Below are 12,664 nucleotides of genomic sequence, written 5' to 3'. Positions count from 1 at the left end.
CGTTTCTCACACAACTGACAAGCGCCCTGTTCAGATGTCATGTAAGGACGTCCGTACAGGGGTTCGGCAGGCGGCCGCGCCCATTGCTCCGCCGGTTAGTACGGACGCGGGCCGCTCTGTGCTCAACAGCGGTGCCGGGACTATACGGCCGCCGTCTCCTGCGCCGGAAGACTGTCCATGAAGGAACTCACGGAGAACACCGCGCGGCCGGGTCCGGGCGGGCCGTAGCCGGGGGGCGAGGACAGGCCGAAGTCGTCCATCGTGGCCCGGTAGGCCTCGAGGAGACGGATGTGGTACTCCAGCGGCGCGCCCTGGGGGTTGGCCTTGCCGAGCGGGGTCGTCGGCTCGGGGCACCAGGTGGTGAAACGGGGCGTGATGCCGTGCGACATGAAGAAGCGCAGGCCCTCGGTGGTCGACGCGATCGCCTCGTCGACAGTGGTGAAGCCGAACGGCTCGGCCATCTCCACGCCCGCCACGAAGTTGGGGATGACGTTGCGCGCGCCGAACACCTCGGCGGAGTCGAGGATCCGCCTGTGCCACTCGTCGCGGCCGACGTAGCGCTCCTTGCCCGGGCAGTACAGCTCGAACAGCCGGCGGTCCCACACCTCGTAGTTGGGGTGGTAGATCTGCACGCCGTAGTCCTTGAACCGCTGCACGTCGTCGCGCGGCAGCGCCTGGGCCACGACCTTGCCGATCCAGCGGCCCGGGAAGCGCTCCTCGATGGCCTTGGCGTAGTGGCCGTAGAAGTCGGCCTCGTCGCGCCCGGCGACCGTCTTGGTGATGGCGCCGCCGGTGAGGGTGTAGGCGGTGGACGCCTTCGCGGTGTCGTACCGGTCGATGATCTCCAGGGCCTCCAGCACCTCCTCGACGTCCTTGACGCCGGTGTAGGGCCGGCCGGCCGCCTTGTGCTGACGCCAGTTGTGGTTGATGTCGCAGTACTGGCACTCCTCCTTGGCGCCGAAGTACTGGCAGACCCGGAAGACGGTCAGGTAGATCAGGTAGCCCCACTGGATGGTCGGGGCCACCTCCATCACGGACTTCCCGTTGGACAGGGTGTGCCGGTAGTACTCGGGCATGGGCGGCACGCCGACGTCCGCGACGCGCCTGCCGTCGAGGTAGAGCCCGAGGAGCCCCTCGTCGTCCGCCGCCACCCGGTACGGCGAGGACGGGTTCACCCGCACGGACACGACGGTCCGCCGCAGGTCGTACGGCCCGCCGGTGAGGATGATCTCCTCCGGCGGGCGGCGCAGCGCGGCCTCGCCCAGCTCGGGCAGGGTGCCGTGGTCGAAGGAGAAGATGAAGTACGACTTCGGCTTCACCTCGCCCGACTCGTTGTCACTGAGGGCGGAGGCGTCGAAGGCCACTCCCCCGCGCAGCAGGTCCTCCTTGAAGACGGCCTCCCGCGGAACATGCGGAAACCGCTCCATCAGATCCTCGACCAGCGCGGTACGGCTGCCCATCCGTCTCTCCTCCCGGCTCAGGCGTACGACTCCTCACGGTATGCCCCCGGCGGCACGGGGGTGGGGGCGGGGGGCCTCGTGTTGCCGGCACGGTAGGTTCGACCTGGGAATTCCCCGGTGCGCGGGAAGGTCCTGGTTCTCGGTTCTCCTCGGGAAGGGCGGGCAGTCGTATGGGCGGGACCGTGGCGGACGGGGTGGCGCGCGGCGCGGCGGCGCAGGGCCGGCCGTGGCGCAACTGGGCGGGCAACATCACCTTCGCCGCCGGGGAGCTGCACCGCCCGGACTCGTCGGACGCGCTGCGCGCGCTCGTGGCGTCGAGCGGGCGGGTGCGGGTGCTCGGCAGCGGGCACTCGTTCAACACGATCGCCGAGCCGGGCGCCGACGGGGTGCTGCTGTCGCTGGACGCCCTGCCGGCCGAGGCCGAGGTGGACACGGCGGCCCGGACCGTGCGGGTCGGCGGCGGGGTGCGGTACGCGGAACTGGCCCGGCGGGTGCACGCGCACGGGCTCGCCCTGCCGAACATGGCGTCCCTCCCGCACATCTCCGTGGCCGGTTCGGTGGCGACCGGCACCCATGGGTCGGGGGTGCGCAACGGTTCTCTGGCCTCGGCCGTGCGGGAGGTGGAGATCGTCACGGCGGACGGCTCGACCGTCGTCCTGGCGCGCGGCGACCGGCGCTTCGGCGGGGCCGTCACCTCCCTGGGCGCGCTCGGCGTGGTCACCGCGCTCACCCTGGACCTGGAGCCGGCCTACGAGGTCGAACAGCATGTGTTCACCGAACTTCCCCTGGAAGGACTGGACTTCGAGTCGGTGGCGGGGGCCGCGTACAGCGTGAGCCTGTTCACCGACTGGGGTGCGCCCGGCTTTCGGCAGGTGTGGCTGAAGCGCCGCACCGACCAGCCCCTGGCCGGCTTCCCGTGGGCAGCGCCCGCCACCGAGGCGCTGCATCCGGTGCCGGGGATGCCGGCGGTCCACTGCACCGAGCAGTCCGGGGTGCCGGGGCCGTGGCACGAGCGGCTGCCGCACTTCCGGGCGGAGTTCACCCCGAGCAGCGGGGAGGAGCTGCAGAGCGAGTATCTGCTGCCCCGGTCGGCCGCCGACGGGATGCTGTATGCGATCGACGGGATCCGGGAGACGGTCGCCCGTGTCCTGCAGACCTGCGAGGTGCGTACGGTCGCCGCCGACGAGCAGTGGCTGAGTCCCGCCTTCGGCCGGGACACGGTGGCGGTGCACTTCACCTGGGTGGCGGACCCGGCGGCCGTGCTGCCGGTGGTGCGGGAGGTGGAGGCGGTGCTGGAGCCCTTCTCGCCGCGGCCGCACTGGGGGAAGGTGTTCGGGATCCCGGCGGCCGAGGTCCGCGGACGGTATCCCCGGATCGCGGAGTTCGCGGCGCTGGTACGGGAGCTCGATCCCGCCGGGAAGTTCACCAACGCCTTTGTGCGGGACGTCCTGGGGAGCTGAACGCGCCACCCACCCTGAGGGACTTTATAAAGCCCCTTTCCTAACCCCTTGTCGAACGTCGTGGCACGCCATAGCCTGACGCCGCGCCGGTGCCGTCGCCCTACCGGCGACGGTGCCGGGTGTCGAAGGGAGCTCGATGAAGCGCGGCACATCACGGGACATCCGCACCGCGAACCGTTACGAGGTGCTGCGCCAGATCGTCGCCGCCTCGCCCACCTCACGGCAGGAGCTGGCGGCCGCGACCGGGCTCTCCCTGGCCACGGTCGCCACCCTCGTCGGCGAGCTGCTCGACCTCCGCATGATCACGGAGGTCGGGTTCGAGGACTCGGCGGGCGGCCGCCCCCGGGGCCTCGTGGCCGTCAACGCGTCGGGGGGCGCGTTGATCGGCGTCGACATCGCGGAGACGTACGTCCACGTCGAGCTGTTCGACCTCGCGCTGAACGTGCTGGCCCGCGCCGAGGAGGACATGCGGCCCGGCGAGAGCCGGCCGGAGCAGGTGGTCGGCCATGTCGCCGCGGCCGTCGGCTCGGTGGTGGCGCAGGCCGGGATCGAGGCGGCCCGGGTGCTCGGCGTCGGGGTGAGCGTGCCGGGGCAGGTGGACCGGGACACCGGTGTCGCCGAGTACGCGCCCAACTGGGACTGGCACGACGTGCCGTTGCTCGACCTGCTCTCCGAGCACATCGCCTATCCCCTGTACCTGGACAATCCGCTGCGCGCCGGCGCGGTCGCCGAGCTGTGGTTCGGGGCGGCGCGCGGCCACGGCAACGCGGTCGTGGTCAACCTCGGCACGGGCGTCGGGGCCGGACTCGTCCTGGGCGGCGCTCTGCACCGCGGGGTCAGCAACAGCGCCGGCGAATGGGGACACACCACCCTCGTGCTCGACGGCCGCCTGTGCCGGTGCGGCAACCACGGCTGCGTGGAGACGTACGTGGGCGCGCCCGGCATCATGCAGAACCTGCGTGAGATCGGCCCGCGGAGCCCCCTGCTGCATCCCGAGGACCAGACCGCCACCATCGACGCCCTGGCCGACGCGGTCGCCGCGCACGACCCGGTCGCCGTCAAGGTCGTACGGGACACGGCCCGTTACCTCGGGGCCGGCATCGCCAACCTGGTCAACGTGCTCAACCCCGAAGTCGTCGTGCTGAGCAGCTGGGTCGCCGCCCGGCTCGGCGTGCCCCTCCTGGAGGAGGTGCGCGAGGCCGTCGCCCGGCACGCGCTGAAACGGCCGCTGGCCGCCAGCCGGATCGTCCTCTCCCCGATCCCCACCGACCCGGCGTGTCTGGGCGCGGCGACGTTCGCGCTCGAAGGGGCGCTGCAGTCCGTGGGGCAGCGGTCCGCCAAGCGTCCGACCGCGGCGAGGAGCCGTACCGCGCCGGCCTCGTGAACCGGCGACCTCGCGCCGAAGAGGCCTGGCCGCACCCGTGACCGCCCCCTGAGCCGAGGGCCGCCGGACCTGACCCGGCGGCCCTCACCCCGGTGCCCCGAGCCGCCTCGCGGGCTGCCTCGGGGTTGTCCCGGGGCTGTCTCGCGGGCTGCCTCAACTTCCCGTTCCCGCGCCCGCGTTACCCACACCTGCGGCGCTCTACACCCCTCCTCGCAGCCTGGTCGGTTCGCGATCCCGAACCGATCACAACGCTTCGAACAGGCTTCGTCCAACCCCTTGCCGAAGCCTTAGCCGAAGGTTAACGTCCCGCTCCGCGACAGGAATCGAGCCACCTGGCGCCGGTGCACGGAGCCGTAGCCGCACTTCGAGACAAGGACGTCAGCATGTCGGCAATGAGCAACAACTGGTCCCGCCGTTCTCTCTTCCGGGCCGCCGCGGGCATGGCCGCGGCCGGCACGCTGGCCGCCTGCGGCAGCAACAACGGCAGAGGGGGGAGCGGTTCGGGCAAGGGACTGGTGCAGTACTTCCACGCGTACGGCGAGGCGGGCACCGAGCAGGCGATCAAGCGGTACGCGAAGGCCTACAAGGACGCGAACGTGACCACGCAGTGGATCACGGGCTCGAACTTCGAGAGCAAGCTCTTCGCGGCTCTGCTCACCGACCAGGCGCCCGACCTGTTCGAGTTCCACCCGCAGTACCAGCTCATCGAGAGCGGCCAGGTGGCCGACCTGACCGACCTCATCGAGCCGGTCAAGGACGACTTCAACCAGGCCGACATCGCCTCGCACACGGTGGACGGGAAGACGTACGGCATCCGTATGATCGACGACCCGCAGTTCTTCTTCTACCGCAAGTCGATGCTGGAGAAGGCGGGCGTCGAGCCGCCGACCACTCTGGACGAGCTGATGGAGGCCGCCGCCAAGCTCACCACCAGCAAGGTGAAGGGCCTGTTCCTCGGCAACGACCTGCACGCCGTCATCCAGCCCCTGATCTACGGGGCCGGTGCCGACACCCTCGACGACAAGAATCAGATCGCGTACCACACGGACGGCGTCGTCGAGGGCCTGAAGGCGATGCGCAAGATATTCACCAGCGGCGACCTGCTGCTGGACGCGCCGGCCGACTTCTGGGACCCGTCCGCGCTCAACCAGGGCCTGTGCGCCATCCAGTGGTGCGGGATGTGGGCGATGCCGCAGTTCCAGAAGGCGCTCGGTGACGACCTCGGCATCATGCCCTTCCCGAAGGTCGGCTCCGCGGGCAAGCCGGCCGTCTACAACGGCGGCTGGTCGATGTTCGTCAACGCCAAGGGCAAGAACGTCGACGCGGCCAAGGAGTACGTCAAGTGGCTGTGGATCGACCAGAAGGAGTACCAGGAGGACTGGGCCCTCTCCTACGGCTTCCACATCCCGCCGCGCACCTCCATCGCCGCCGGCGCGGACAAGCTGAAGTCGGGCCTGCCGGCCGAGGGCGTGAAGCTGTTCAACGAGTTCGGGCACTTCGACAAGATCGGCTGGACGCAGGCGATGATCACGGCCACGGAGGACGTCTTCGCCAACTGCGTCCGCAAGGACGGCGATCCGGAGGCCGCGCTCGACCAGTGCGACAAGAAGGTCGACGCCGAACTGAAGAAGCTCTTCGGATAGGCCGCCGGACGGATCGCGTCATGTCTGCCATCGCCAAGCGCGACCTCGCGCGCCCCGCCCCGGCCAAGGTCTCCAAGGCCCGGCCGCGGCGGGGGCTGCGGGGCAACCGCACCTTCAACTTCTGGCTCTTCACCAGCCCGTTCCTGGTCGGGTTGCTGATCTTCGTCTACGTCCCCATCGGCTGGAGCATCTACCTCAGCTTCTTCGAAGCCCGGTTCACCGTCACACCGAGCGAGTTCGTCGGCTTCGCCAACTACCGCGAGATGCTGGGCAACGACGACTTCATGGGGTCGCTCGTCACCTTCACCGTCTTCGCCGCGATCATCGTGCCCACCACGTGGGCGCTGTCGCTGGGCCTGGCGCTCCTGGTGAACCGGCTGCGCTTCATGCGGGCGTTCTTCCGGTCGGTGTTCTTCCTCCCGACCGCGTGCTCCTATGTCGCCGCCTCGTTGATCTGGAAGATGTCCATCTTCAACGGCGTCCGCTTCGGCCTGGCGAACACGGTGCTCGGCTGGTTCGGCGTCGAGAACATCGCCTGGCTCGCCAACCCCGACCCGCCCTGGTACTGGCTGGTCATCGTCACCGCCCGGCTGTGGCTGCAGTCCGGCTTCTACATGATCCTCTTCCTGGCCGCTCTGCAGAACATCCCGAGCGAGCTGTACGAGGCCGCCGCCATCGACGGCGCCCGGCCGGGCTGGCAGACCTTCCGGTACATCACGCTGCCGCAACTGCGCGCGACCTCCACGGCCGTGATCCTGCTGCTGCTCGTCGCCGCCTACCAGGCCTTCGACGAGTTCTTCAACCTGCTGGCGCGCACCACCTGGGGCCGGCCGCCCCTCGTCGAGCTGTACTACGTAGCCCTCGGCCAGGAGCAGGACTACGGCCGGGGCAGCTCCGGTGCCGTGATCCTGACCCTGCTGATCTGCGTCGTGACCCTCCTCCAGGGCAGGATCATGGGCTTCGGACGGGGTGAGGAGTCCAAGTGAGCACGATCGCACCCGAGGTGAAGGACGCGATGCCCCCGGCCCCCCAGCCGCACCGCAGGCGGCGCGGCAGCTCGGTCATGGGCTCCGCCGGCCTGTACGTCGCCACCGGCGTCGCCGCGCTGTTCTTCCTGATCCCGTTCTACCTGCTGATCCGCAACTCCCTGTCCACCGATCCCGAGATCACCGGCGAGAACTGGAAGTTCTTCCCCACGGACATCCAGTGGGGCAACATCACCGAGCCGTTCGAGGACACCACGGTCGACTTCAGCCAGTCGATGGTGAACTCGCTGATCGTGGGCATCCTGCACACCACCGGCATCCTGTTCGTGTGCTCTCTCGCCGGCTACGGCCTGGCGCGCATCCCCTACCGGCACGCCAACAAGGTCTTCTACGCCGTCCTGTTCACCCTGATGGTTCCCACCGCCGTCACCTTCGTCCCCAGCTTCGTGCTGGTGTCGTCCCTCGGCTGGGTGGACAGCTACCGGGGTCTCATCATCCCGGGCCTGTTCAGTGGTTTCACCTGCTTCCTCTTCCGGCAGTACTTCCTGGGCTTCCCGAAGGAGCTCGAGGAGGCGGCGCGGGTGGACGGACTCGGCTACTGGGGCGCGTACTGGCGCGTGGTCGTCCCCAACTCGCTGAACTTCTTCGCGGCCATGGCCACGATCACGTTCATCAACGGCTGGAACTCCTTCCTGTGGCCGCTGGTCATCGGCCAGGACCCCAGCGCCTGGACGGTCCAGGTCGCGCTGTCGTCGTACATGACCAACCAGACCGTCAACTACCACCTGATCTTCATGGCCACGGCGATTTCCATCCTGCCCCTGTTGTTGGTGTTCCTCTTCCTCCAGCGCTGGCTGGTGCAGGGGATCGCGCAGACCGGCATCAAGGGCTGACCTAGGAGACAGATGTCCTTCCGCACCACCAGCAGGACCACGGCCGTCGACTACGTCGAGGACGTCTCACCGGGCAGCGGGGCGCTTGCGCCCCGCGCCTGGTACGCCTCCTCCGACGCGAAGTCACTCTCTCTGAACGGAAGTTGGCGCTTCCGCCTGTCACCGACGGCGGACGCCGAGGACGACTCCTTCGCCGAAGGCGGCGACGAGTGCGGGAACTGGGCCGAGGTCACGGTGCCCGGCCACTGGGTCCTCCAGGGCGACGGCGCCTTCGGATCACCGATCTACACCAACCATCTCTACCCCTTCCCGGTCGACCCGCCGCGGGTGCCGACCGAGAACCCGACCGGTGACCATCTGCGGGTCTTCGACCTGCCGGCGGACTGGCCCGGCCGGTCGGAAGGCGGCGCCGTCCTGCGCTTCGACGGCGTCGAGTCCTGCGCCCGGGTATGGCTGAACGGCACCGACCTCGGCGAGTTCAAGGGCTCCCGGCTGGCGCACGAGTTCGCGGTCGGACATCTGCTGAAGCCGTCGGGCAACGTCCTGGCGGTCCGGGTGCACCAGTGGTCCGCGGGCTCCTACCTGGAGGACCAGGACCAGTGGTGGCTCCCGGGCATCTTCCGTGACGTGACGCTGCTGCACCGGCCGGCGGGCAGCGTGCTCGACTTCTTCGTGCACGCCTCCTACGACCATGTCACGGGCGAGGGCACCCTGCGCGTCGACTCCGACGTCGACGGGCGGGTGACCGTGCCCGCCCTGGACATCGATGTCGAGACCGGCGAGACGGTCACCGTCCCCGTGCTGCCGTGGACGGCGGAGACCCCGCGGCTCTACGACGGCGTCCTCGCCACCGGGGGCGAGCGGGTGCCGCTGCGGATCGGCTTCCGGACCGTGGAGCTCGCCGACGGCCTGATCAAGGTCAACGGCAGGCCGGTCCTCTTCAAGGGCGTCAACCGGCACGAGTGGCACCCGGAACGGGGCCGCGCCCTGGACCGGGAGACGATGCGCCAGGACGTGCTGCTGATGAAGCGGCACCACATCAACGCCGTCCGCACCTCCCACTACCCGCCCCACCCCGCCTTCCTCGACCTGTGCGACGAGTACGGGCTGTGGGTGATCGACGAGTGCGACCTGGAGACCCACGGATTCGTCGAACAGGACTGGCGGGACAACCCCGTCGACGACGACCGCTGGACCCCCGCCCTCCTGGACCGCGCCGCCCGTATGGTCGAGCGGGACAAGAACCACCCGTCGGTGGTGATCTGGTCGCTCGGCAACGAGGCCGGCACCGGGCGCGGTCTGACCGCGATGGCCGAGTGGATCCACGCCCGCGACAGCTCGCGCCTGGTGCACTACGAGGGCGACGCCGACTGCCGCGACACCGACATGTACTCGCGCATGTACGCCTTCCACGAGGAGGTCGAGCGCATCGGCCGCCGCCTGGACGGCGGCACCCTCAAGCGGCGCGGGCTCCCGTTCATCCTCTGCGAGTACGCCCACGCCATGGGCAACGGGCCGGGCGGACTCGCCGACTACCAGCGGATCTTCGAGGCGCACGAGCGGGTCCAGGGCGGCTTCGTCTGGGAGTGGATCGACCACGGCATCCGGCACCCCGAGCTCGGCTACGCCTACGGCGGCGACTTCGGAGAGGAACTGCACGACGGGAACTTCGTCTGCGACGGCCTGCTCCTCCCCGACCGCACCCCCTCCCCCGGCCTGGTCGAGTTCACGAAGGTGATCGAGCCGGTCGCCCTGGAGGGCGCGGGCGACGGCACCGTGCGCGTCACCAACAAGCAGGACTTCGCCGATCTGTCGGCGCTGACCTTCACCTGGGCGTTCGAGGCCGACGGCGAGACGGTCGGCTCGGGTGTCCTGCCGGTGCCCGCGCTCGGGGCGGGCCGGTCGGCGGACGTGAAGCTGCCGCGGCCCCCGGCGGACGTGCCGGGGGCTGCGGAGACGTACTGGACGGTGCGGGCCGTGCTCGCCGAGGACACGGCGTGGGCACCGGCCGGCCATGTGGTGGCGTGGGGCCAGGTGCCCGGCACGGCCCGGGCCGTGCCGTCCGTCGCCGCCACGAGCGGCCCGGTGGCCGACGGGCGCCTCATCACCCTCGGCCCGGCCGCCTTCGACGCGCGTACGGGCGCGCTGCGCGGCATCGGCCCGGTGGAGGTGAGCGGCCTGCGCCTGGACGTGTGGCGGGCGACCACCGACAACGACGACGGCGCGCCCTGGCAGTCGGACGTCCGGCACGGCGTGCTCTGGCGCAAGCTGGGCCTGCACCGTATGCGCCACCGCCTCGACGCGGTGGAGCTCGCGGACGACGCGCTGACGGTGCGGACCCGGGTGGCGCCGGCCGCCTGGGAGGTGGGACTGTCGACGGTGTACCGGTGGACGTCGGACGGAGACCGGATACAGCTGACCGTGTCCGTCACTCCGGAGGGCGACTGGACGGTTCCGCTCCCCCGGCTCGGCGTGCGCTTCGGCCTGTCCGAGGCCGACGCGGTGACCTGGTTCGGCGGCGGTCCCGGCGAGGCGTATCCGGACAGCAGGACGGCGTCGGCGGTCGGCCGTTGGCGGTCGACGGTGGATCGTATGCAGACTCCGTACGTCCGTCCGCAGGAGAACGGCGCCCGGGCCGACGTCCGGTGGGCGGAGCTCGGCGGACTGCGCGTCGAGGGCGCCCCGGAGTTCTGGTTCACCGCCCGGCGCTGGACGAGCGAGCAGCTGGACGCCGCCCGGCACCGTACCGATCTGACGCCGGGCGACACGGTGTGGGTCAACCTCGACCACGGTCAGCACGGTGTGGGCTCGCAGTCGTGCGGCCCGGGCCCGCTGCCGCAGTACGTCCTGGACGTGACACCCGCCGAGTTCTCGTTCGTGTTCACGGCCACCCGCTGACCGGGTGGCCGTCGGCCGACCGTGTCCGGGTCGATTAATCGATTGACCGGTTGATCGACAGTCCGACACGGTGAGGACCTCTCCCGCGGCCGTGCCGGCCCTCCCGCCGGCCGGCCGCATTTCACTGGAGGTTGAAACGAGTGAGCGGCACCATCCAGGTGCGCGGTCTGTCCCGCACCTTCCACACCGCCGTCCGTCGACCCGGCTTCTCCGGAGCCCTGCGCTCCCTGGTCAACCCCGAGCGGGTGGCCAAGCACGCGGTCAGTGACATCACCTTCGACGTGGCCGCGGGCGAACTCCTCGCGCTGCTCGGCCCGAACGGCGCCGGCAAGTCGACCACCATCAAGATGCTGACCGGCATCCTCACCCCCACCTCCGGCGAGGCGCGTGTCGCGGGCGTCGTGCCGTACCGCGAGCGGGAACGCAACGCCCGTAACATCGGCGCGGTGTTCGGGCAGCGCACCCAGCTGTGGTGGGACCTGCCGGTGCGCGAGTCGTTCGCGATCCTCAGGGACATCTACGAAGTCCCGCGAGCCGAACACGGCGCACGCTTACGGGAGTTCGACGACCTGCTGGCCCTGTCCTCCTTCTGGGACACCCGGGTGCGTCATCTCTCCCTCGGCCAGCGGGTGCGCTGCGATCTGGCGGCCGCGCTGCTGCACGACCCGCCCGTCGTCTTCCTCGACGAACCGACCATCGGAATGGACGTGGTGGTCAAGGAGCAGGTCCGCGAGTTCCTCCGGTACCAGGTCGAACAGCGGGGCCGTACGGTCCTGTTGACCACGCACGACATGACGGAGGTCGAGCGGCTCGCCGAGCGCGTGGTGCTGGTCAACCACGGCCGCCTGGTGCTGGACGGCACGCTCGACGCGATCCGCCGCACGTTCGGCTCCACCTGGCAGGTGCGGGTCACGCTCGCCGACGCGCACTCCGAGGTCGCGGCGCTGCCGGGGATCGCGGTGGTCCGGCACGAGGGCGCGCGGGTGGTGTTCGGTCCGGACGGGTCCGCCGCGCCGACCGTGCACCAGGCTCTGAAGGCGGTCGTCGAGCGGTACGAGGTCACCGACGTCGCGCTGGACGAGGCGGACCTCGAGGACGTGATGCGGGCCGCGTACGTCTCCACGGGGGCGCTGTGACGGCGATGGTGCACGCGTGGCGCGCCGCCCGCGTGACTCCGCTGGGCGAGCTGCACGCCCCGCCCCGGATGGCCGCCGTGCTGCTCCGGCTGGCGGTTCAGGTGGTGCTGGTGGCGTCCCTGTGGCACGGCCTGTACTCCCGCACCAGCACCTCCGCCGGACTCGACGAGGGACAGGCGGTCACCTACGCCGTGCTGGCCGTACTCGCGTCCCGTCTGCGCGAGTTGGACCAGTACGCGGGCCGGGACACCGTGATCCAGCACATGCACTACGGCACCATCGTGTACTGGTACCTGCGCCCGCTGCCGCCCCGGCGCTACTACGCCCTGCGCGCCCTCGGCGAGCAGGTGTACGGGTTCGCGTGGGCGCTGGCCGGATACGCGGTGTGTCTGGTGGCCGGAGTGATCGAGCCGCCCGAATCGGCGGCCGTGGCAGGGGTGTTCGCGCTCAGTCTGCTGCTCGGCCAGTGGGTCCTGTACTACGTGATGCTCGTCCTGGACCAGTTGTGCTTCTTCACCCTCCGCAACAACTCCGCGATGCTGATCCTGATCTTCGCGCAGAACCTGCTGTCCGGGGTGTACGCGCCCCTGTGGTTCTTCCCGGACTGGTTCGTCGGGCTGAGCGGATTCCTGCCGTTCCAGGCGACGCTGAACGTGCCGCTGTCGATCTACACCGGCCGTATCCGGCTGTCCGACGCGGGAGTCCAGTTGGCCGTGCAGGCCGCCTGGGTCGTCGTGCTGGCGCTGTTCACCCGGTGGGTGTGGCGGCAGGCCGCGCGGCGCGTGATCTCACAAGGAGGCTGAG

9 protein-coding genes are annotated in these 12,664 nt (G+C 70.2%); 8 read left to right on the top strand and 1 reads right to left on the bottom strand.

Features of this window, described 5'->3' with window-relative positions; translation table 11 throughout:
- Window positions 1-140 precede the first annotated feature (140 nt).
- Window positions 141-1,460 (bottom strand): radical SAM protein, encoded by a 1,320-nt coding sequence (locus tag ACFY2L_RS29780; RefSeq protein WP_390662503.1) that lies wholly within the window; start codon window positions 1,458-1,460, stop codon window positions 141-143.
- 170 nt (window positions 1,461-1,630) lie between these two features.
- Between ACFY2L_RS29780 and ACFY2L_RS29775 the strand changes: the two genes are divergently transcribed.
- The 8 genes from ACFY2L_RS29775 (at window position 1,631) to ACFY2L_RS29740 (ending at window position 12,663) form a co-directional block, all read left to right on the top strand.
- A complete protein-coding gene (locus ACFY2L_RS29775) occupies window positions 1,631-2,920 on the top strand; it encodes an FAD-binding protein (RefSeq protein ID WP_390823935.1) in 1,290 nt (429 codons plus the stop codon).
- A gap of 136 nt (window positions 2,921-3,056) precedes the next feature.
- Complete coding sequence (locus ACFY2L_RS29770; RefSeq protein WP_390662505.1) at window positions 3,057-4,304, top strand: ROK family protein; 1,248 nt, start codon at window positions 3,057-3,059, stop codon at window positions 4,302-4,304.
- A 383-nt stretch (window positions 4,305-4,687) separates the two neighbouring features.
- Entirely contained in the window at window positions 4,688-5,947 is a 1,260-nt protein-coding gene (locus ACFY2L_RS29765) for an ABC transporter substrate-binding protein (RefSeq protein WP_390662506.1), read from the top strand.
- Window positions 5,948-5,967: 20 nt separating this feature from the next.
- Window positions 5,968-6,933 carry a carbohydrate ABC transporter permease gene (locus tag ACFY2L_RS29760; protein WP_390662507.1) on the top strand — a complete coding sequence of 322 codons (966 nt, stop codon included), beginning with the start codon at window positions 5,968-5,970 and terminating at the stop codon, window positions 6,931-6,933.
- 29 nt (window positions 6,934-6,962) lie between these two features.
- A complete protein-coding gene (locus ACFY2L_RS29755) occupies window positions 6,963-7,826 on the top strand; it encodes a carbohydrate ABC transporter permease (RefSeq protein ID WP_390662540.1) in 864 nt (287 codons plus the stop codon).
- 12 nt (window positions 7,827-7,838) lie between these two features.
- Complete coding sequence (locus ACFY2L_RS29750) at window positions 7,839-10,724, top strand: glycoside hydrolase family 2 TIM barrel-domain containing protein (RefSeq protein WP_390823934.1); 2,886 nt, start codon at window positions 7,839-7,841, stop codon at window positions 10,722-10,724.
- Window positions 10,725-10,864: 140 nt separating this feature from the next.
- A complete protein-coding gene (locus ACFY2L_RS29745) occupies window positions 10,865-11,860 on the top strand; it encodes an ATP-binding cassette domain-containing protein (protein WP_390823933.1) in 996 nt (331 codons plus the stop codon).
- Between the two features lie 5 nt (window positions 11,861-11,865).
- Window positions 11,866-12,663, top strand: coding sequence for an ABC transporter permease (locus tag ACFY2L_RS29740; protein ID WP_390662541.1), 798 nt, complete (start codon window positions 11,866-11,868; stop codon window positions 12,661-12,663).
- Window position 12,664 lies beyond the last annotated feature (1 nt).

The sequence above is a fragment of the Streptomyces sp. NPDC001381 genome, from assembly GCF_042895685.1.
Lineage (GTDB): Bacteria > Actinomycetota > Actinomycetes > Streptomycetales > Streptomycetaceae > Streptomyces.
Note: the sequence above shows the minus strand (reverse complement) of the source record. Positions and strands in the feature narration are given on the sequence as shown.

Excerpts from the sequence above, each read along its gene's own strand:
- ACFY2L_RS29740 (WP_390662541.1), top strand. The coding sequence starts at position 11,866 with ATGGTGCACGCGTGGCGCGCCGCCCGCGTGACTCCGCTGGGCGAGCTG.
- ACFY2L_RS29775 (WP_390823935.1), top strand. The coding sequence starts at position 1,631 with ATGGGCGGGACCGTGGCGGACGGGGTGGCGCGCGGCGCGGCGGCGCAG.
- ACFY2L_RS29750 (WP_390823934.1), top strand. The coding sequence starts at position 7,839 with ATGTCCTTCCGCACCACCAGCAGGACCACGGCCGTCGACTACGTCGAG.
- ACFY2L_RS29780 (WP_390662503.1), bottom strand. The coding sequence starts at position 1,460 with ATGGGCAGCCGTACCGCGCTGGTCGAGGATCTGATGGAGCGGTTTCCG.
- ACFY2L_RS29755 (WP_390662540.1), top strand. The coding sequence starts at position 6,963 with ATGCCCCCGGCCCCCCAGCCGCACCGCAGGCGGCGCGGCAGCTCGGTC.
- ACFY2L_RS29770 (WP_390662505.1), top strand. The coding sequence starts at position 3,057 with ATGAAGCGCGGCACATCACGGGACATCCGCACCGCGAACCGTTACGAG.
- ACFY2L_RS29760 (WP_390662507.1), top strand. The coding sequence starts at position 5,968 with ATGTCTGCCATCGCCAAGCGCGACCTCGCGCGCCCCGCCCCGGCCAAG.
- ACFY2L_RS29765 (WP_390662506.1), top strand. The coding sequence starts at position 4,688 with ATGTCGGCAATGAGCAACAACTGGTCCCGCCGTTCTCTCTTCCGGGCC.